The sequence below is a fragment of the Shewanella holmiensis genome (genome assembly GCF_025370255.1).
Lineage (GTDB): Bacteria > Pseudomonadota > Gammaproteobacteria > Enterobacterales > Shewanellaceae > Shewanella > Shewanella holmiensis.
Genome location: NZ_JAMTCD010000005.1, coordinates 16803 through 36894, shown reverse-complemented (window position 1 = coordinate 36894; position 20092 = coordinate 16803). Strand labels below are relative to the sequence as shown.

The 20092-nt window shown below is 40.9% G+C and carries 14 protein-coding genes; 7 read left to right on the top strand and 7 right to left on the bottom strand.

Going from position 1 to position 20092, the window contains the following annotated elements:
* Positions 1–155 precede the first annotated feature (155 nt).
* Positions 156–1622 (top strand): carbon starvation CstA family protein, encoded by a 1467-nt coding sequence (locus NE535_RS05375; protein ID WP_261297646.1) that lies wholly within the window; start codon positions 156–158, stop codon positions 1620–1622.
* 392 nt (positions 1623–2014) lie between these two features.
* Here NE535_RS05375 and NE535_RS05370 read toward each other — a convergent pair whose 3' ends face one another.
* Positions 2015–3688, bottom strand: coding sequence for a BamA/TamA family outer membrane protein (locus NE535_RS05370; protein WP_261297645.1), 1674 nt, complete (start codon positions 3686–3688; stop codon positions 2015–2017).
* Positions 3689–3928: 240 nt separating this feature from the next.
* Positions 3929–5149, bottom strand: a complete 1221-nt coding sequence (locus NE535_RS05365) for a threonine/serine exporter family protein (RefSeq protein ID WP_261297644.1) — start codon at positions 5147–5149, stop codon at positions 3929–3931.
* Positions 5150–5464: 315 nt separating this feature from the next.
* Here NE535_RS05365 and NE535_RS05360 point away from each other — a divergent pair, with 315 nt between their 5' ends.
* The 3 genes from NE535_RS05360 (at position 5465) to NE535_RS05350 (ending at position 9517) form a co-directional block, all read left to right on the top strand.
* Positions 5465–5860, top strand: coding sequence for an MAPEG family protein (locus NE535_RS05360; protein ID WP_261297643.1), 396 nt, complete (start codon positions 5465–5467; stop codon positions 5858–5860).
* 557 nt (positions 5861–6417) lie between these two features.
* Positions 6418–8748 carry a YgiQ family radical SAM protein gene (locus NE535_RS05355; RefSeq protein ID WP_261297642.1) on the top strand — a complete coding sequence of 777 codons (2331 nt, stop codon included), beginning with the start codon at positions 6418–6420 and terminating at the stop codon, positions 8746–8748.
* A gap of 175 nt (positions 8749–8923) precedes the next feature.
* Positions 8924–9517: a hypothetical protein gene (locus tag NE535_RS05350; protein WP_261297641.1), complete on the top strand. Its 594-nt coding sequence runs from the start codon at positions 8924–8926 to the stop codon at positions 9515–9517.
* A 373-nt stretch (positions 9518–9890) separates the two neighbouring features.
* On the opposite strand, the gene NE535_RS05345 is transcribed toward NE535_RS05350, so the two are convergent.
* Entirely contained in the window at positions 9891–10859 is a 969-nt protein-coding gene (locus NE535_RS05345) for a DUF4862 family protein (RefSeq protein ID WP_261297640.1), read from the bottom strand.
* A 421-nt stretch (positions 10860–11280) separates the two neighbouring features.
* Here NE535_RS05345 and nagA point away from each other — a divergent pair, with 421 nt between their 5' ends.
* Both nagA and NE535_RS05335 read left to right on the top strand, forming a co-directional pair.
* A complete protein-coding gene (nagA, locus tag NE535_RS05340) occupies positions 11281–12417 on the top strand; it encodes an N-acetylglucosamine-6-phosphate deacetylase (RefSeq protein ID WP_261297639.1) in 1137 nt (378 codons plus the stop codon).
* 17 nt (positions 12418–12434) lie between these two features.
* On the top strand, positions 12435–13367 hold the full coding sequence (locus NE535_RS05335; RefSeq protein ID WP_261297638.1) for a dihydrodipicolinate synthase family protein: 933 nt from the start codon (positions 12435–12437) through the stop codon (positions 13365–13367).
* 474 nt (positions 13368–13841) lie between these two features.
* Here NE535_RS05335 and NE535_RS05330 read toward each other — a convergent pair whose 3' ends face one another.
* The 4 genes from NE535_RS05330 to NE535_RS05315 all read right to left on the bottom strand — a co-directional run bounded on the left by NE535_RS05330 (position 13842) and on the right by NE535_RS05315 (position 19073).
* Positions 13842–14714, bottom strand: coding sequence for an ROK family protein (locus NE535_RS05330; protein WP_261297637.1), 873 nt, complete (start codon positions 14712–14714; stop codon positions 13842–13844).
* A complete protein-coding gene (locus NE535_RS05325; protein ID WP_261297636.1) occupies positions 14711–15430 on the bottom strand; it encodes an N-acetylmannosamine-6-phosphate 2-epimerase in 720 nt (239 codons plus the stop codon). Before NE535_RS05325 ends, NE535_RS05330 begins: the two co-directional genes overlap by 4 nt.
* Positions 15431–15472: 42 nt before the next feature.
* Positions 15473–18157, bottom strand: a complete 2685-nt coding sequence (locus NE535_RS05320) for a sodium:solute symporter (protein ID WP_261297635.1) — start codon at positions 18155–18157, stop codon at positions 15473–15475.
* A 205-nt stretch (positions 18158–18362) separates the two neighbouring features.
* Positions 18363–19073 (bottom strand): transcriptional regulator NanR, encoded by a 711-nt coding sequence (locus tag NE535_RS05315; RefSeq protein WP_261297634.1) that lies wholly within the window; start codon positions 19071–19073, stop codon positions 18363–18365.
* 200 nt (positions 19074–19273) lie between these two features.
* Between NE535_RS05315 and NE535_RS05310 the strand changes: the two genes are divergently transcribed.
* Positions 19274–20083: an alpha/beta hydrolase gene (locus tag NE535_RS05310; protein ID WP_261297633.1), complete on the top strand. Its 810-nt coding sequence runs from the start codon at positions 19274–19276 to the stop codon at positions 20081–20083.
* The last annotated feature ends 9 nt before the right edge of the window (positions 20084–20092 follow it).

Sequence of the window (20092 nt, the reverse complement as noted above, 5' to 3'; positions counted from 1 at the left end):
TATGCCTGGTCAATAAATCGGCAAGGTTAAGTGGGGAAATGTGAACCTAGCACCCCTATATTAGACCTTAGTATAAGGTTATCTACCTTGACCTAGCAGGGTAAGTCGTTGACACTGCACAGTACTATAACTGCCTACCTAAATGGACAATCTCTATGCTGATCTTTTTCATATGTATTGCATTGCTCGTGCTTGCATATAAATTCTATAGCCCCTTTGTAGAACGCCAAGCCGGAATCGACCCAACAGCCAAAACACCACAAACTCGTTTTAGCGACGGCGTTGATTATGTTGAAGTGCATCCTGTTAAAGCTTACTTAATTCAATTTTTAAACGTGGCCGGCGTCGGTCCAATTTTCGGTCCTATTTTGGGGGCCTTATATGGTCCAATCGCGCTAGTGTGGATTGTGATTGGCAACATCTTAGGCGGCGCGGTTCATGATTACTTCTCAGGTGTATTAAGCATTAAAGAAGACGGTAAAAGTTTGCCTGAAATTGCAGGGCATTACTTTAACGTGTTCTTTAAAGGCGTGATGCTGGTATTTACTGCAATGCTACTGTTTTTTGTGGGTGTTGTATTCATTATGAGCCCAGCTGGTTTATTAAGTAATTTAAGCTATTTTGAAGGGACATTCTTAAGCGGCAATACCTTTTGGGTGTTGGTGATTTTAGGATATTACTTTCTAGCTACCATGCTACCGATTGATAAAATCATCACTAAATTATATCCAGTATTTGGCTTGTTAATGATAGTCATGACCCTTTCATTAGCGGTGGCATTATTAATGAACGCGCCACATTTACCGATGGCTGATGACTTTTTAGCGTATTTTGATCATAGCCACTACAACAATGATTTACTTGAGCCAAACCCAAATGGCTTGCCTGTGTGGCCATTACTGTTTGTTACCATTACCTGCGGTGCAATCAGTGGTTTCCATTCGACTCAAGCACCGATTATGGCGCGTTGTTTAACCAACGAGAAGTATGTTCGTCCGGTTTACTTTGGTGCGATGATGTCTGAGGGTATTGTTGCGTGTGTATGGGCTACAGCCGGTATTGCAGCGTTCCCAGGTGGATATGTTGAACTTAAAGAGATCCTTGATCAAGGTGGTCCAGGATTAGTGGTGAACCAGGTAGCAACCAGCTACTTAGGGGTAATGGGTGGCATTATGGCGATTATTGCTGTGGCGATTTTCCCCATCACGTCTGGTGATACGGCATTCCGTTCATTACGTTTAACCATTATTGACGCCTTTAACATTCCGCAAAGTATGCGCAATCGTTTATTACTGGCAGTGCCTATTTTAACCATCGCTTATTTTATGACTAAGATTGATTTCACCTTAATCTGGCGTTATTTCGCATTCTCTAACATGTTGTTATCAACCAGCGTGTTGTGGTTAGCGACTAAGTACCTATTTGATCGCGGTACATTCCATTGGATTGTGAGCATTCCAGCGATTATCGGCACAAGCATTACCGTGTCTTATATCATGACGGCAGGTATTGGTTTAGGTCTACCTATGGAGTTAAGTCAGCCCGTGGGTATTGCTGTCGGTGTGGTGTCATTGATTGCGTTAATCATTGCGCACCAAAAGCGTAAGCCTGTCGCAGCATAAGTCTGTTCTGGCAATAAAAGGCCTTGCTTATGCAAGGTCTTTTTTTGACTAGCATTGAAGTTTACATTCATTAGCAACCTATAACCTTAACTTACTTCTACGGCTCAACATTCTTTGAGTGATGCTAATTAACCTTCCTTTATAACGCTTACCGCGACAATTGAGTCACTGCCGGTTCCGAGAATTTAACAATATTCGATAGCCTTTGCTTAGCATAAATAAATAGCTGTCATAGCAGTGGTGTGCTTGCATGGGAGAGGGAAAGTTCCTGCTTGGGCGGTTAATATTATGGAATGAATCGTTTAACAAGCACCAGTTGCGTACGGATGTTGATGACTATCAAGCGAAAAATGCAGCATCACATGTACCTTTGCAAAGGCAAAGGCAAAGGGTTAGAAGTGGTCTTTAATCTGGAATCTAAATTCCCAGTCATTAACATCTTGGCCTGAGGTGAAGGGCTTGGCGATATCAATATGAGCTATATTGCCGTAGCTAGATTTAGATGAGTAAATTCGCGCACCAATGCCTATGCTACCTATAGGATTGTTAGTTTCATTAAACTCATCTGTGCCACCAAATGCTTGGCCGACATCGGAAAAAAGTGCCCAGCCTAAATCAGCTAATTGATATAAATTGATATTGGGATAGTTTCTTAATTCTGCGGTAAATGTCCATTGATTATCGCCATGTTGATAGTCATTTGGATAACCACGAATACCTGTTTCATCACCTAAGGCGAAGGTGCGATCAAGATAGTTATTATTTGACGAAGCAATGCTTGCCTTCGCAAAAGCAGTCCATTTGTCAGTGATGTTATAAAAGTATTCAGAGGCTAGCGAAACATTATAAAAATCAGCTTGGCTGGTAGCGATATCCGCTTCACCGGTTAGCTTAAGTAAAAAAAGATGTGCATCGGACTGCCATCCACGGCTACTTAACACATTAAGGTGGTAACCTAGGTTTGAACCATCAGCAATATCGTTAGTTTCTAAGCCAAGCTTAATTGTATGGTGCCAACCTAAATTAAAGTCTTCATTATTACCGATTAAATGAATGTTATTCAAAACGGTAAAATCTTCTTGTAAATATTCAAATCCTGCCCAAGGATAGATAAAGTCACGGTCAAAAGGTAAGTCAGTTTGCGGGTAAGTTTCAATATTTTCAAATTGATGCTTATCTTGAGTAATACCAAAAGTAAAGCGTGTTAATTCATCGGCCTCTTTACTCAATAACCAGCCATAACCTAATGTGGCGTAATTTAAGTTATGCTCAAACTCATTAACGTCGATACCATTTTGTCTTAAAGTATCAATACGTTTATCATTTGACCATGCCGCCACATACATATTTTGGGTGTTTAGGGCATAAAAGGGTTTATAAAAAGCCAATGAAGTGGCTTGCCCATCACTATTATCATAAAAATCTGCGGCAACATAAGCATGTTTGATCACTTTAACTGGTGCGCTAAAAGCAAATTTATAGCCGGTTCTATCTTCATCGGATTGGTATTTTATACGGGTGTTGATCCCCAAGCCCAGTAAGTTATCCTCTTTTACACCAAACGAGTACTTAGTGTTACCGCCACTTGAACTCAAGCTGACAGTAGGTAACAGCGACCAGTTGTCCCATGTTTCTACTAAAATAGTTTGGTCTGTTTCGGCATCGGCATCTGGAGCTTTTTGTGCGACAGTAATTTTTGCATCACGGATATAGGATTCTGAACGCAATAAACGCTGGGCTTCTTCTAAATCTCGTTGAGAAACCTCCTCACCCACCTCAAAGCTTAAATTATCTATAATAGTGGCATCGGTAGTATTAATGTGCAGGTAGTTTGCCCAGCGATGAATAAAGAATGATTCAGGGTCCGACTCATCGAAAATAGGGTGACTTTGAATGACAATTTTACTGACTTTTACCCTTGAAGGGGCATCTGAACCCGCAGCTTTTGTGGTGTCTGTATCGTCTTTAATTTGTGATGAATCGACAGTGTTTGAAACAGTAGCTGATACCGATAATGGGATTAATAATAAGGCGACACTAAGTGCTGTACAACAAACTTTGGTCATAGGTGATCCTTATCATTCTTATTATTTGGGTACGATAGAAATAAAAAAATGTTGTAATATTTCTGTTAATTCGTAGAAGTAATAACACACCTGAATCGTTTTATAGTCAAGTGTTTAAACGTTTTTATCTGTATTGCTTTTTGATGTGTTGCTGGAGATCAGTTTTAGCTGATTTTATCTTGCGGTAAAGGATTAAGGCAGCATTGTCTGCTGCCTTAAACATGAGGTATTTAGACAACATTATAACGAACGTCGAGGCGGTACCACTACGTTGGCAAAAATTAATCCTGCAATCAGTGACATGAATATTAAAAATATTTGCGAGCCTAGATGAGCTTGATTCAACATGGTCTCTCCCGATATCAGAGCATTAAGCCCTATATAGGTTTTGCTGCCGGGTACTAAAATGACAATCCCTTGCAACAAAGCAATAGATACGGGTGCTTTCATCCAGCGGGCATATAAATTGGAGTAAATTCCTACAGCCAGTGCTCCCACAAAAATACCGATAGATTCGCCTAAATAAATGCCACCTAACATAGCTGAGAAAAACGCCACAATACCGGCAAATACTCCCCATGGCGAATCTTTTAATCGTGCTTTGAAGATGATCACTAATGACATAGACAACATGGGGACAGCAGACCAAATCGCCCATCTAGGTAACGGTTCGGGCTCGATATAAATCGCGTCACCAAAAATGGCTTTACCTATGGTCATGCCAAGTACAGCGCCAAAATACAGTTTAAATAACTGCATTACCGCATCCATAATTCTAGCTGTACCTGATATCAAGTCCCGCGCGGCTAATTCTGCTAGCCCGAGTGTCAGTGCCAGACCGGGAATGAAGATAATAATGCCTGATAAAATGGTGACAGGCAGATTGATGCTGGCATCAAATTGGGCAATAGCACAAGCTAAAATAGCCACAACGACAGCGGCCAAGGGTTCTAGCATTTCTGCGACTCGTTTTGAATGTTCAGCCCAAAACACCAAACCATAAACAATTAAGCCTAACATGGCAGACCAAAAAACATCATGCCAACCCGTGCCCATTAACATTGCGAAAGCACCTGCACTACTTCCAAAAGCTAATAAAGTTAATTTATGACCGTAAGGGTTAGGTTTGTTGGCAATTTCTTCTAATCTATCGAGCGCTTCCTGTAGGGTCCGCTGGCCTGAGCTGAGCTCTTCGACGAGCTCAAAAGTGCGCGCTAATGAGCCTAAATCTAAATCGCCGGGTTTAACCCTTGCCACATGGTTATATTCTTGTTCGGTGTCATGTTGTAAAACAAACGTCATCGAGGTGGGCGATATCAGGAAGTAACCCTCGATACCTAAGGTGTGAGACACAGTTTGTAAATGCGATTCAAGGCGATAAGCTGGCGTACCAAACTTATGTAAAGCTTTACCTAATTTTATGATAAATCTACGCTTTTCGATAAAGTCTTGATTATCCACTGGTCGTCAGTCACTCTTAATTTTGGGTGGGTTAATAATGCAGCGAATAGTAACTGATCCTTAACGATTAATCGATAAAGTATTTACCTTTTGCTTGGCTAGTTGCTTATTTGTGAGCGCTTTCATTTTTAGTTCCGGCTGTATGGTTAACGACTTTATTTCAGTCTCAGCTTTGCTGAACGTTAAAACAGACAGCCGTCGTGGTAGTAAATAAATATAGTCAGTGCAAGAGTCGGTTAACATCAGATTTATTCCACTAGAATAGTGTATGCATATATCGTTATCATGATGTGACAATAATATTAAGGATCACACATGACATTATTCATCACAGGTTTATACGCCAGCTTAACAGCATTATTGATCATTGCACTTGCCTACAGAGTCGTTAAGTTTCGACGCTTAAATGCGGTCGGGATTGGCAATGGCGATAATAAAGATTTAGCTCTAGCGGTCAGAGTGCACGGTAATTTAGTTGAAAATGCGCCTATTGTATTAATCCTACTTGCCGTAGCTGAAACCCATAATATGCCCGAATATCTGTTGCATTGTTTTGGCTCTCTTTGGGTGTTCGCACGGCTAATTCATGCTATTGGGTTAACTCAAGGTAAAGGTGGATATCACTGGGGACGTTTTTGGGGGGTGTTATTAACCTGGATTATTCTATTAAGCCTAGCAGTAAGCAATATAGGTTTCTTTTTAGGTTTTTAGCATAAATAGTGGCTGTATCGCCGATTTTCGTGGTCAACATGTGCTGTAGGTAAGCGTTTTTTGTTGATATAAGCCTGCAGCATAAGCAAGATAGGGTGGTTTACTATTTTAAAAGCTGATTCTGAAACCAGCCCAAATGGCTTAGTTGACCTTTTGTTACGGCACTCTCGTCACTGTGTTAGCGCGAATTTATGTAACATCACAACATGTGGTAGTTGCGCATAGCAGAAAATAGCTATCCTAAGCGTTCGGCTCATGCTGTATTCTTGTTGAATGGCTTTAGTTTAGAGGACTTGGTATTAATTCATTTTCCTCAATTAACATGTTTTAACTCAATTGAAATTCAACCTGCAAAGCTTAGCCACCTCCAATAAGCTCTAACTACATAAAAAAGTGGAACTTTGTTATTTCCACTTATTTTATAAGGGTTTTATCGATACTAAAGACGCAAAAATATTTCACATCTGCTGCTTTTTTAGTCACACTTACCCCTTACCAACTGATATACTCCGCGTCCGCTTATATTGGCGTATTTTTCAATTTTTTAGGTCATACACATGCAAGTTGAGTCGACATTATTTAGTTATCCCAAGTTTTGGGCCGAAAGCTTTGGCACGGCACCATTTCTGCCTATGTCTCGTAAAGAAATGAACAAGCTGGGATGGGATAGTTGCGACATTATTATTGTAACGGGTGATGCATATGTGGATCACCCCAGTTTTGGTATGGCCGTTATTGGGCGCATGTTAGAAGCTCAGGGTTATCGTGTTGGGATTATTTCTCAGCCAGATTGGTCAAGCAAAGAAGATTTTATGCAATTGGGTAGGCCCAATCTCTTTTTCGGTGTGACAGCTGGCAACATGGATTCGATGATCAATCGTTATACCGCTGACCGTAAATTACGCCATGATGATGCATACACTGCTGGTGATATTGGCGGTAAGCGCCCAGACAGAGCGGTCACTGTGTACACTCAACGCTGTAAAGAAGCATTCAAAGATGTGCCTGTTGTTATTGGTGGTATTGAAGCCAGCTTACGCCGTATTGCCCACTATGATTACTGGTCAGATAAAGTCCGTCGCAGTGTTATTTTTGATGCCAAAGCCGATATTTTAGTTTACGGCAACGCTGAGCGTCCGTTAATGGAAGTTGCTCGCCGCATCGCAAGTGGTGAAGCCATTAGTGACATTGACGATGTTCGCGGTACCGCCGTCATGCGCAAAGAGGCTATGCCAGGTTGGCGTGGTATGGACTCGCGTAAAATAGATCAGCTGCATAAAATTGACCCCATTCCTAATCCCTATGGCGCAGATGATGTTGGTTGTGAAAAATTATCTGGCCCAAGCGACAAGAAAATTTTTGATAACGATGCGCCCAAAGCAATCAGCATTCAGCCACCACGCCCTAAGCCGTGGGAAAAAACCTACGTGTTATTACCTGCTTACGACAAAGTCGCCGGTGATAAATATCTATATGCCCATGCCTCACGTATTTTGCATCAAGAGCAAAACCCAGGTTGTGCCAGAGCATTATTTCAGCCCCATGACGCTAACCGCGGGGTGTGGGTTAATCCGCCGGCATGGCCATTAAATACCGACGAAATGGACGCCGTTTTTGACTTGCCGTATCAGCGAGTGCCGCATCCGGTCTATGGCAAAGAAAAAATCCCCGCGTATGACATGATCAAAACTTCGATTAACATCATGCGAGGCTGTTTTGGTGGTTGTTCGTTCTGTTCGATTACAGAGCACGAAGGGCGGATTATTCAAAGTCGTTCACAAGAATCAATTATTAAAGAAATTAAAGACATTCAAGACAAAGTCCCTGGATTTACTGGGGTGATCTCTGATCTTGGTGGCCCAACAGCCAACATGTACCGTTTAGGCTGTACCAGCGTAAAAGCAGAAACAACCTGCCGACGTTTATCTTGTGTGTATCCTTCTATTTGTGGCCATTTAGGCACAGATCATAAACACACCATTGATTTATATCGCGCCGCGCGTGATGTGCCGGGCATTAAAAAAGTGCTTATCGCTTCGGGTGTGCGTTATGACTTAGCCATTGAAGACCCAGACTACATCAGAGAATTGGCCAAGCATCACGTGGGTGGCTATTTAAAAATTGCCCCAGAACATACAGAAGAAGGCCCATTAAGTAAAATGATGAAGCCGGGAATGGGCACTTACGACAAGTTTAAAGAGTTGTTTGATAAGTTCTCTAAAGAAGCCGGTAAAGAGCAATTTTTAATTCCGTATTTTATCTCGGCGCATCCAGGTACCACCGACGAAGATATGGTCAATTTGGCATTATGGCTTAAAGGGCAAAAATTCAAATTAGATCAGGTGCAAAACTTTTATCCATCACCCATGGCAAACGCGACCACGATTTATCACACTGAGCTGAATTCACTTAAAAACGTGAAACACACCAGTGAGCAAGTCAGTGTGCCTAAAAAAGGTCGCCAACGTAAATTGCATAAATTCTTGTTACGTTATCACGATCCAGCAGGTTGGCCGATGATCCGTGAGGCGTTAATTGCAATGGGTAAAGAGTCACTCATCGGCAATAGTCCGCATTGTTTAGTGCCGCCAGAAACGCGTAATGAACAAAATCGCCCTAAATGGGGACAAAAACCAAAGGCTGCAGCGAATAAGCAAACAGGTCAAAAAGCGATGACACGATTTTCGTCAAATCAATTTGATGACCGTAAAGGTGGTGACGATAACGCAGCGGGAAAAACCAACGCCAAAGCGTCTTCTAAGCCAAAAGCGACGTCTCAGGCTAACGCAAGTCAGAATCAGAGCAAGCCGTCTCGTAAACCGGCAAGCAATAAAAGTGGTTCAGGCAAAACAAATGGCTGGGCGACACCGTCAAAGCATAAGCGCTAAGCTATCACGTTAAGTGTTTGGACCATTAAAGCCGTGCCGTTAAGTGCACGGCTTTTTATTACTTGTATGTTGGCCTCATCCTAATGAAGCAGCTTTGTTTGGCAGCACTTATTCAGGTTCAATTCAAAAAAAACTGCTATGGTTGCCATTCTTATCCATATTAATAGGCATAATAATGACAATAACTCCTATCAACACCGCCATATCAGTATCAATACTCGCCAGCTCATTGTTGTCTTTTTCAAGCCTTGCGGCAGATGATATTCAAAATCAATATTTTGATGCTTTATCCGCCCACTGTGGCAAAGCATATGAAGGCGTTGTTACCGCAGGTAGCAGTGCTGATGATGGTTTTAGCGGCAAAAAATTGGTGATGCACGTTCGTGAGTGTAGTGACACCGAATTAAAAGTGCCTTTTCATGTGGGCGATGATCACTCGCGTACTTGGGTGATCACCAAAACGGATAACGGTTTACGTTTAAAGCATGATCATCGCCATCAAGATGGCACAGAAGATAAAGTCACTATGTACGGTGGTGATACTGCAGATTCCGGTACTGTTACCCAACAGTCGTTTCCGGTTGATGCTGAGTCGATTGCTAACTTCAAAGAGAATGGCTTAGACCAGTCAGTCACCAATGTATGGCACATGTATATTGAGCCGAATACGTTTACCTATCGCCTGACGCGCGAATCACGCGATTTCAGAGTCGACTTTGACTTAACTAAACCCGTCGCATTACCGCCAACGCCGTGGGGGCATGAGTAACCAAGCAAAGTCATATTTATTTTACACGGGTGACCTGCCGAATAGGCAGCTATAAAACGCGAATCTTGTGTTTTTCGAGTTGATTTAGACATATCTGCCGAAAAGGCAGTGAAACCTGTAGTGGCATAGTTATTTTGGCCATCTAAATAGAGGTAATATTATTGCCTCATAGATGACTTTAGGTTAAGCGCTAAAAATGCACTTTAATAAACATTAAAGTGCATATCTTTCATGAAATCAGCAATGTGTTATTTTATCTATATAACTTCAATCACGCGGGCTATTTTTTACGGACTACTAAAAAAAAGCCATTATCGAGTGAGGATTTTGAAAATGTCTTATGTCATTAGTCTTGTTTATGACCGTTTGATTATTATTGAACTTCAAATACGTGATCGAGCAATGCTGTTATGCTTTTAATATAAGCAATTCGTTGAGCAACACTTGCCTCATTTGGGCTTAAGGAGATTTTTGCACCAATGTAGTCTAGTTGCTGGTAATTACACTGTTGAATAGATTTCTTTATTTGTTCCATCGTTAATAGTGAGTTTTCTGCATAGCAGGGAAGAAATAGAGCTTGTGCTGGTGGCATATGGGTATCCTTCCATTGCCCATAAGGGCCGATTTTGTCCGAGGCGCCAGAAAAGATAATCCCTTTTAACAACCCGTTAAGATAAGCTTGCTTGATATGTTGTAAGGGGCCATCAGTGTCACGAGCTTCAATGGCTGAACGCCCCCAATTTATACTGATCCCAATATCACTATTCAGTTTAGCGTTAACCTGTTTAACCGCCGCTATCTCATCTTCTAAGCGCATAAAACCTTTTTCAGCCTCTTGCCCCGGAATATATGCATCGCAATGTTCGATGACAAGTTTTGCACCATACCAGTTCCAAGATTGCATGGTTTCAAGCGATGTTATTAAAGCTTGAATTGATGACTGAGTGTGTGTGGTTATCTTTGGTGCTGTGTGTATTTTTACGTGACTAACAGCCTCTTTTTTTAAGTAACTGTTTAATTTTAATATAGCTTGTTGTGCTTTTTGGTAAAAAACCAAGGCTGCCTGCCTGCCTGCTTCATTGGTGGAGGCTATGCCAAAATGTGGGTCGCGTGCAAGCTGCCCCATCACGCCGGGAATTGAAGTGAAAATAAATTGCCAATTACAATCGATATTCTTAAGAAACCATTCATCGTCATAAGGGTGCAGTTGTCCAACGAAAGGATGTTCTAAGCCTATGATATTACTCAGTGACTTTAGTTCTTGGTAGTAGTTATGCTCTAATTCTTGATCCCAATATTGGGTAGAAGGTGCCGTAGCATAAGCGCCAATCATATATTCCATTAAGTATCAGCCTTGGTAATTGGTTAACGTTATTTAGGTATACCTATTACACCACCAAGGGATTGTTATTGCAATCTAGCTTGTTGATTATTGTTAGGCAAGATGAATGTGATGGCGACATATTGCTAGTTAATAGGTGGAGTATTAGCGAATTTTTAAGTTTCAAAGTTGCTGTGTGATTATCAAGTTACTAAATGATGGTTCTAAAATTTTTGATGAAAATTTAATTTCAATTAGTTAAATAATTGAAATGGTCCTTGTTGTCATATTTTTTATTTTGACAAAAAAATATCAACAGGTATATTGGTATGACAGGCTGATAGTGTACCTGTTTTTAATTGTTGGTATTTGGAACACTTTGGATTAGATCCTTGTAGGGTAAGCCAAGCATTTTTATGAAGCAACGTAAAGTCGAGAAGTCATGATTACAACCGTAATAGCAGATCAAGTATTTGATGGGAAAAACATCTTTCATTCCCAAGCTATCAGTTTTGAGGATGGCAAAATTGTCGCTTTTGATTTCGTTGAAAACTCACAGGTAATAAAAGTACCAGGGCTGCTGGCGCCGGGATTTATTGACGTACAGGTTAATGGCGGTGGCGGCTATTTATTTAACCAGGATGTGAGTTTATCGGCACTTAGAGCAATGGTGGAAGCACACAGTAAATATGGAACAACGGGATTGCTACCGACATTGATCACCAGCGATTTAGCAACGCTTAGTGCTGCTGCCGATACAGTTGCTCTTGCAATTAAACAAAAGCTGCCGGGAGTTATTGGTGTTCATTTTGAAGGGCCTCATATCAGTGAACCGAAGAAAGGCATACATAGCAGTCAATATATCAGACCGTTAAGCAAGCAGGAGATGGCAATTTATTGTCGTGATGATTTGGGGATAAAAGTGGTCACTTTGGCCCCAGAGCATGTGACCATTGACCAGATCCAGCAGTTAACTCAGCACAATGTAAAAGTGTGTTTGGGCCACTCCAATGCCAGTTTTGAGTTGACTCAAACAGCATTGACAGCAGGGGCGTCAGGTTTTACGCATTTATTCAATGCGATGTCCCCGCTGACATCTCGTGAGCCGAATATGGTGGGTAAAGCCCTACTCGATGAACACAGTTGGTGTGGATTAATACTTGATGGTCACCATGTTCATCCTGCAACGGCGATGTTGGCTACTAAGGTCAAACCTACAGGAAAAATGATGTTAGTTACCGACGCTATGTCAACCATTAGTAGCAGTCAAACCGCTTTTGAATTTGATGAACATTACATCGTACTCGAAGACGATAGGTTGATGAGCCAAACAGGGCAGTTAGCGGGTTCTGCTTTAGACATGATCACCGCAGTGAATAATGCTCAATCCATGCTAGGTGTCTCACTTGAGGAGGCGCTAAGAATGGCGAGTTTATACCCAGCAAATTTTCTTGGAATAAATAACAATTCACCCCAACTTACCATAGGTGCTAATGCTGATTTTATCGTTCTTGAATGCGCTAAAAATTCAGCTTTGTCTGTCAGTCATACATGGATTGGCGGCAAAAAAATATTTTAAAATTATGGAGATAAAGAATGCAAAAATTGACTGGATTAATTTCAGCCCCTCATACCCCATTTAATCGTGACGGTGAAGTCAATCTGCCTGTCATCGATAGCATTGCTGAACTGCTTATTCGTCAGGGCGTAAAAGGGGTTTATATATGTGGCACCACTGGCGAAGGCCTTAATTGTTCTGTAGCAGAAAGAAAAGCGGTAGCCGAACGTTGGGTTTTAGCCGCGCAGGGAAAGCTCAGTATTACAGTACATACAGGTGCTTTATCGATTGTTGATACGCTGGAGTTAACAAGACATGCTGAAACTCTCGATATTTTTGCTACTTCGATAATTGCGCCTTGTTTTTTTAAACCAAGTTCAGTCGATTGTCTTGTTAATTACTGTGCCACCATTGCAGCTGAAGCACCAACAAAAAGGTTTTATTATTATCACTCAGGTATGACAGGAGTGATGTTTGACATGGAGCAGTTCCTTATCAAAGCGGACAAGGTCATTCCCAACCTAGCAGGTATTAAATTTAACCATGTAGACCTATATGAATATCAACGTTGCACACGTGTTTGTGATGGAAAATTTGATATTCCATTTGGGGTGGATGAGTTTCTGCCTGCAGGTCTTGCCGTTGGTGCGATAGGCGCTGTGGGGAGTACGTATAATTACGCAGCACCACTCTATTTAGATATTATAGCAGCGTTTAATAATGGGGACCAACAGACAGTGTGGGCCTTGATGGATAAGGTTATTGCACTTATTCGCCCACTTGTACAATACGGGGGAGTTGCTGCCGGTAAAGCCGCAATGTTGCTACATGGTATTGACGTCGGTGATCCTCGTTTGCCAATTAGAGCCTTGTCGAACGAAGAGAAAACAGATGTGCTTGCTAAAATGACTGCGGCAGGTTTTATGCAACACACCTTTAGTGTAAGCAATGACGATTTATTTGTTGATTAGTAATTTATCAATATTTTTTTATAGTGTTAGAGGATCATATTCATTGTTTGACATGAGAGCTTAGGAATATAGGAAAATGAACTAAAGCGCTAAAGTATTGTTGATATTCTTAGTGCTGTTACAGTTAGGTCGCTGTTAATTCACCATATATCCAACCATCAACAATTTGTTGGTGGTTTTTTTATGTCCAAAATATGAGACTAATCGTTGAAAAATGGGTTCAAATGCTTTGCTTAGCTTACAGGTATTTAATTCATAAGGGGGTAGATGTATTTAAGCTAGAACTTACTAATGTCACTTCTGCATTGATTAATGAATATTTAACAGATTCAATATCAGTTAGCCTTAGTGAGTTGCTAGATAAATATTCCTCAGACTTGGTTAGTTTTTAATTGCTGTTAGTTTAGAGTTTAATTCTTGTTCTAATAGATAAGCTCGAGATTGATTCATTACAGTTAATATATTCATTTTTTTCTATGTAAAACCATGAATCGTTTGAGCAAACAAGGCTGCGCCGATAAGGTCTGCGTGCTCTCCAGTTATTGGTGAAACTAAATTAACCTGATAAATTTTGGGTAATTTGGTTATTTTTTCTATAACTCTTTCTCTAAAAGGTGATGCCGAACCAACGCTTCCTCCTAAGACAACTACTGCTGTACCTGTCAGCGCTTTAATATTTGCAATTAAATCGACTAATGCATCGGTGGACTGCTCTAGCAGAGTGGCTATTTCTGGGTGAGAAAGATGTTGTTCGAAGACTGTTTTACAGTTTACTTGATAGTTCAACATTTGAGAGGCTTGTTTTGCAATTGATGTGCCCGAGGAAATAGCTTCTACACAATTGATTCTACCGCAGTGACATTGAATATGTGGGAGGCTTGGTCGACTTACTGACATATGGCCAATATGTGCACAAAAGCCATCATTTGCAGTGATCAACTGGCCATTTTGGATAATGCCACCGCCAATTCCCGTCGAAACTGTAATATAAACTAAGGTATTGTCTTGTCTTTTGGGTCCCAGACAATATTCTGCCCATGCGGCCGCCGCAGCATCATTTAACATCACCACAGGTAAATTAAATCCGGTTTTGAGTTGTTGCTTTAAGGGTAAGGTTTGCTTGGCAGATAAAAAGTGCACGTGGTTTGTTCCTACTTGGCCGGTACAAGCGACAGCAACTAAATGTGCTTTGTCAATCCAGCCCTGACATAACTGAATTACATAGTTGGCCAAATTATTAAGATCATGATGAATAATCGAATCGGTCTTTCTTGATTCTATGATTTTATTATCATTCATCAGTGCGGCAGATATTTTTGTGCCACCAATATCGATTGCAATTATCATATTGATACTTCCTTTGAAAGCACTACATTTGCGATACTCGCCGCGAACCATTGGGTGATATGTTCAACGCGGGTGATTGCCGATCCAACTGTGACCGAGAAAGCCCCAAGTTCAATTGCTTTAGCGGCTCTTTCAGGGGAGTGATAACGACCTTCTGCAATCACATGTATTCCTTGGCTAACCCAACGAGTGACTAGGTCATAATCAGGACCATCGGGGGTGGGGTACATATCGGTATAACCAGACATTGTACTGCCAATAAAAGTACAGCCGTGTTGTGCCAACATTAGGCCTGTTTCATAATCAGCGCAATCAGCCATCGCAATACAGCCTGAGCTATGAATAGCTTCAAGTAACGCTAACATAGCCACCGGTCTTTTTCTTTGTGTACCGTCAAACGCTATAATACTCGCTCCAGCTTTAGCTAAGTCTATTACATCATCAATAAATGGAGTTATGCGTATTGGACTATCGATTAAGTCCCTTTTAACAATGCCTACGATTGGCATGTTCGTTGCCTTAGCTACTGCGTTAACATTTTTTACGCCTTCTATTCTTAGTCCTTTAGCACCACCATCCACGGCAGCCAACGCCATGGCCAATATATGCTCGACTTTATCCATAGGTCCATGATCAACCGGTTGGCAAGAAACAATTAATGAATGCTTTAATGATGCTAGTAGTTGTTCTTCTTTTTCTTTATTTACGGGTGTCATACATGTTTCCTAAGAACTATATTGATACTTGGGTTGATTTTTCTAGGCTGAGCGCATGGTATATAAAGTCAACCCAGTTAGATCTTTGTTCGAGCTATTGGCTGTTTGCGTTAAAAGGCTGGCAATATACCCCACCACTAAACACGATATGATTCCGATAGTGGCGTAAAGGTAACCATCGGCCCAGCCAAGTTGCCATGCCGATACCATAGTGGTTACACCTGCCAAAATACCTGATATAGCGCCAAAAGAGTTGGCCTTTTTGGTTAATGCGCCTAATACAAACAGGCCACCTAGAGCACCCATAAACATACCTATGACTTTAAAATACGCTTCCATCAAAGAGCGGATTTCAGGGTCGATAAAGATCAGTCCAGCAAGGGTTCCGAGGATACCCATAATAAAGGTGAGCCAGCGAGCAGCATTCATATACCCTTTTTCGGTTTTGACTATGTTAAATGGGCGAATAAAGTCAGTTACTACTGTCGTAGCGATCGAGTTCATGCTGGTAGATACCGTTGATTGCGCTGCAGCAAAAATTCCTGCGACAATTAGACCCGCGATACCTATTGGCAGTTCGGTAGCAATAAAAGTTGGAAAGATTTGATCGATTTGAATGCTAGGGTCTAACTTTTCAGGATGTGTTTGATAAAAGGCATAGAGTGCAGTACCAATGCAGAAGAATAGCAACGCGCTTGGTGCTGCAATTATAGCGTTTGCCCAGATAGATTTTCTTGCGTCGCTTGGATTTTTGGTCACCATATATCTCTGCACTACAGCCTGATCTGCAGTGTAGCTTGATAAATTTTGACCAATCCCCCCAATCACAATCACCCAAATTGATAGTGTAGTCATGCTATCTAAGCTGAAATCAACATTTACCATAGTAAATTTATCATCGCGTAATCCAATGCTAATAAATTCAGCAAATCCGCCATCTAAACCTGCCACAATGATGACAAAACAGGCTATTGCGCCAAGAATGAGTACAAAGGTTTGTAAGGTGTCTGTCCAAATGACGGCCTCGATGCCACCCATGGTGCAATAAATCAAACATAAGCCGCCCATAATCAATACACTATCGCTCGCCGATAGTGGCGTTACAGCAGATAAAGATAATGCTGTTAGTGCCATGACGATACCCATTCGACCAAGGTGAAATAGTGTAAATAGGCCACTGGCAAATAGTCTTACACTCATATTGAAACGTTTTGATAAGTACTCGTAAGCGCTAGTGGCATCAATTTGGCGAAAAAATGGCATAGCTACATAAATGGCGAGCGGCGCTACGGCAACAATCATCCAAATACCAATCAGTAACACCCAGTTACTTTGGTAAACCACAGCTGGCAGAGCGACATAAGTCAATGAACTTAACATGGTGGCATATATGGAGCAGGCAGCAGCCCACCATGGGATAGATTGTCCACCACGAAAATAATCATCGGTATTTCTGTTTTTGAATACAAAAAATAGCCCAAGCAATACTACACAAATTAAATATGTCACTAAAACTGTCATATTGACCCAACCAAAATTCTTTTCTGGTTGAATGAGTGATACTTGCCAGAGGCGCAATGAACGAGTGTTATCGGTACTGTGATTTAGTGCGTAGATAACGCCATTATCTGAGATGATATTTTCACTAACGTATTGAATTTTTTTTGTGTTTTCACGTATCAGGATATCACCAGATTTGTCCGCTAAGTACTTTGTCCATGTGCTAGTAATAGCATTAAATGACAGGGTATTACCTTGATCTGTAAATGCTAATATATGCGATTGACCAAATGAGATCAGGCTGCTTATGCGTTCATTAGCAGCTTGGTCAGTAGTTTGATTAGCTTTCTTATTAGGTAATGTGACAGTACCGATACTTTGCCATTGATTTGCGTTAATATTGCCTTTGGGATCAAACTTCCATTGGCTGGTTAACCCCAAAAAAGTCTTTGTTGAATCAATTTTATTAATGGGTAGTTGATAACCTCCAATGGCAAATATTTTTTCCCCGGCACCATCGTTCTGTACCGCGAGTTTAATCCCATTTTGGTAAGGCATATTTGAGCTGGCTAAGGGCAGTGAAGCTAGCGTTTTCCATGAATTTATACGGGTGTATTTGTTGACAGCATTTTCACTGCCGAACAGTTGCCCCTCTGTGTTGATTAGACCATTGAGATCCAATGCATAGAATTGGTTATTAGCATCCGTACTTGTCAAAACATAGAGTACATTATCAAAGACTACAGAAGAAGGCGAGGTAGCAGTGTTAGGTAAAGCAGGAAGTGGATAGCTATGAAGTGTCTTTGACCTGCCATCCCACATAAGAAGGTTAACTAAATTTGTTGCTTTGTGCTTTGCAAGGCCACCAGTAACAAGGGTTGCACCTTGAAAGCTAGTTACAGCAGCAAAGGCTCGGTTTCCTTGCTCTGCTGACAAGCTTGTGGCAGTTACATTGCTATCATCTACAATGTAAATGACTTCAGACTGAACGTTGCTATCGCGGATCTGTTCTGCAATAACAGGATCTTGTTTTGCGGCTAAATCCCTGATACCAGGAGATATAAGTAAGCTATTACTTTGATGGCTTATGAAGGAACCGTAACCAATATTAATTTTGTCAGCTGATGTTACATTTATCTCTTGCCATTGGATTGATGTTTGAGCATGGATGAGAAATGGTGTCATCAACGTCAAAATAAATGCTGACTTTAATATCTTGTTAATCATATGTAACCAAATAATGTTATCTCACTGTATACCTGTTATACCACCTGTGTTGCGGTAATGCTATGAAAATATCAGGTCGATTTGAGAATTGTTAGTCTGGTTATATCGAATTGAATGCTGAGATAGCAGCTACTGTGTGGTGTTTTGTAAAAAAGGCTACCTATCGATAGGTAGCCTTTGTTTCAAATGACGCATTTAATAGGTGTTATTTTTGTGCGTAGTACTTGTCGAAAACATATTGGATATGCTGGGTTAGTTTTTTATCTGCGCCCTCAACATCATGATTTTTAATACAAGCCAAAATTTCTAAATGATCTTGGTGGCTTCTAGTGTTGAGTTCTTGGATATTCGTTTTTGCAGGGCGAGCATCAATTACCCAATCAACCAGAGCCTGATGTATGGCTAAAAAAATTGGGTTACCAGGGATTGATGCTATTACTCGATGAAAATAAATATCTGTCTTTTTAAATTGGTTTTCATTATTGATAGCCTTGCCGTTTAGCTCAACCGCCTTTTCTAACTCTTTAATTTGTTCAGGTGTTGCGAATTCAGCGGCGTGACGTACTAAGCTTGATTCAAAAAAACTTCTTAATTGATCAAAGTATTGCAAACCATTAGGCTGAGACAAAAAGTCTTTTGACATCCCCGATAATTCAGAAATTATAGCTTCAGGAGAAGGTCTGGTAACGCGGGTTCTTTCACCACTACTAATTTTGACTAAACCTTTACGCGCTAATGCAGATAATGCATCGCGAATAGAAGGTCTACCTACACCAAACGCAGCCATGAGCTCTCTTTCTGAGGGCAGGGCATCACCTTCGGCTATTTCTCCTTGACGTATCATCAGTTCCAATTCTTCTTCAACTGTTTCTGATAGCTTTTTGCGTTCAACAGGACGTTTAATCGTAATTGGCATAATGAATTCCTTTAGTATGCGATTGGTTATGTATCACCTATTGAGCTATTGTACCAATGCGTGACAGAAAGTATACGAAATTATCAGTATTGATTAACGTTTAGCCATAATAGCTAGCCTATGTTTAACCCTAAAAATGTTGAGTTAATGGTGTACCTATTATACCTTTGTGAAAGGTAATCTATTAATTTTATGTGCATATGAAATATCATCAGAAAAAAAAGATTTATTATGGTATCGAAAGTCAGCAGTTCGGACATCTTTATACTCCTTGCAACTCATCAATTAGGCCAGTGGTTATCGTAGTTCATGGTGGCTACTGGAAAGATAATCATAGCCTTGAAACTTACGCCACTTTCGCTATTGTTGATTATTTACAATCATTTGATGTTGCGATATGGAATATAGAATATCGGCGTATGAACGCGGAAGGTGAAAATATAAATGCACCCTGGCCAACCATCTTTAAGGATGTTGCTGCTGCCATTGATCATCTGGGTTGTATTCAACATAGTGAAAGCTTAGATTTAGATCGAATTTTGATCATCGGCCATTCAGCTGGAGGCCACTTGGCTACTTGGGTTGCTTCAAGAGAAAGCATTGCTGTTGATAGTGAACTTTATCCTCATGTGCCATTGAAAATACACAGAGCATTATCCATTGCGGGGATTCTAGATCTTGCATCGGTGAATGATGTTGACCAACCAGAACAAATATATCGACTGATGGGCGGGGAGCGAGACACTCATCCTGAGCGCTACCATGCGTGTAATCCAAGTATTCTATATCACTCCCAAATGGTTTTAACTTTGGTGCATGGTGAGCTAGATACTTGTGTTAACGTTTCACAGACGAGGCTGTTTTGCGAACAAAGCCAAGCTAAAGTAAGGAAAATTATTTTGCCTTCTTGCGATCATTTTTCAATGCTACCTCATGATGGTAAATGGTCTGACGAACTCTGGCTGCAAATGCAGCAATTAATTGCAGAGGAAATAAAAGCTTTAGGCTAGAAGAGGATC

Excerpts from the sequence above, each read along its gene's own strand:
- NE535_RS05355 (WP_261297642.1), top strand. The coding sequence starts at position 6,418 with ATGCAAGTTGAGTCGACATTATTTAGTTATCCCAAGTTTTGGGCCGAA.
- NE535_RS05370 (WP_261297645.1), bottom strand. The coding sequence starts at position 3,688 with ATGACCAAAGTTTGTTGTACAGCACTTAGTGTCGCCTTATTATTAATC.
- NE535_RS05320 (WP_261297635.1), bottom strand. The coding sequence starts at position 18,157 with ATGATTAACAAGATATTAAAGTCAGCATTTATTTTGACGTTGATGACA.
- NE535_RS05330 (WP_261297637.1), bottom strand. The coding sequence starts at position 14,714 with ATGATAATTGCAATCGATATTGGTGGCACAAAAATATCTGCCGCACTG.
- NE535_RS05335 (WP_261297638.1), top strand. The coding sequence starts at position 12,435 with ATGCAAAAATTGACTGGATTAATTTCAGCCCCTCATACCCCATTTAAT.
- NE535_RS05345 (WP_261297640.1), bottom strand. The coding sequence starts at position 10,859 with ATGGAATATATGATTGGCGCTTATGCTACGGCACCTTCTACCCAATAT.
- NE535_RS05350 (WP_261297641.1), top strand. The coding sequence starts at position 8,924 with ATGACAATAACTCCTATCAACACCGCCATATCAGTATCAATACTCGCC.
- NE535_RS05375 (WP_261297646.1), top strand. The coding sequence starts at position 156 with ATGCTGATCTTTTTCATATGTATTGCATTGCTCGTGCTTGCATATAAA.
- NE535_RS05315 (WP_261297634.1), bottom strand. The coding sequence starts at position 19,073 with ATGCCAATTACGATTAAACGTCCTGTTGAACGCAAAAAGCTATCAGAA.
- nagA (WP_261297639.1), top strand. The coding sequence starts at position 11,281 with ATGATTACAACCGTAATAGCAGATCAAGTATTTGATGGGAAAAACATC.
- NE535_RS05360 (WP_261297643.1), top strand. The coding sequence starts at position 5,465 with ATGACATTATTCATCACAGGTTTATACGCCAGCTTAACAGCATTATTG.
- NE535_RS05325 (WP_261297636.1), bottom strand. The coding sequence starts at position 15,430 with ATGACACCCGTAAATAAAGAAAAAGAAGAACAACTACTAGCATCATTA.
- NE535_RS05310 (WP_261297633.1), top strand. The coding sequence starts at position 19,274 with ATGAAATATCATCAGAAAAAAAAGATTTATTATGGTATCGAAAGTCAG.